At 55.6% G+C, this 930-nt stretch carries 1 protein-coding gene; it reads right to left on the bottom strand.

Annotated features, from left to right (window positions below):
* On the bottom strand, window positions 1–900 hold a 900-nt coding region (locus tag AC1DWI_RS24555), incomplete at its 3' end, for an ABC transporter transmembrane domain-containing protein (RefSeq protein ID WP_477726100.1).
* Window positions 901–930: the final 30 nt, after the last annotated feature.

Here is a 930-nt window from a genome sequence, read left to right as displayed (position 1 = left end):
CAAGAACACCATCGCAAAGAACAGGTCCAGCCAACTGGTCAACGCGCTGCCTGTCATGAAATTGCGCGCGTTCTCCAGTTCCCGCACCCTTGCCACTGTATCGCCGCTACGACGTGACTCGAAATAAGACAGCGGCAGATGCAGCAGGTGACGAAATAGCTTGGCTCCCAGTTCCACATCAACTCGGTTCGTTGTATGGGTAAAGAGGTAATGCCGCATGGCACTGAGCACCACCTCGAAGAGCCCCACCCCCAACAGGGCAACCACCATTACATCCAGCGTGGTCATCGAACGATGCGTAAGCACCTTATCAATCACCACCTGGAATATCAAGGGGGTGAGGAGTGCGAATATCTGGATAAAGAAAGATGCAAGCAAAACCTCGCCGAGCACCTGCTTGTACTGACTCAGCGATGTCCAGAACCAGCCGACTCCAAAACCCAAGCCGGCACCATGACTGCCAGGCACCATTCCCGCTGCCTGTGAACGCGCCGTGATCCATTCAATCTGAGCAGCCTTTGCGGCCTGTTGAGTCATCCGCTGGCCAAACTCGATCCATGTCAACTTTTGTGGCTGCGCAGCACCGCTGGCTTGAACCACCACGTTATGCGCATCGGCATGGCCTATCAGCAGCCAACCTCCATCAATATCATGCGTCAGCGCGGGAAGCGGGCCGCGAACCAACTTGCCGATGGAGGTTCGGTGATGGATGACCTCCAGTGACAAGCCTTGCAAGGCTTGAACCAATGCAGCACTATCCGGACCGTCCACGGGCCAAGCATGATGTTGCGCCAGCCGCGCTACATCGGCGTTAACACCTACAAGGTGCAAGAACGATGCAATCAGGTTATGCAACGCCTTCGTCGTATCTTGCGATTTTGTGAAATCTACGGAGTCCACCTGGGCCGACTCTGCCGGGTTGGAGACGAT

The sequence above is a fragment of the Polaromonas sp. P3_C2 genome, from assembly GCF_056402675.1.
The sequence above is the reverse complement of the archived record's forward strand: the minus strand, read 5'-3'. Positions and strand labels throughout refer to the sequence as shown.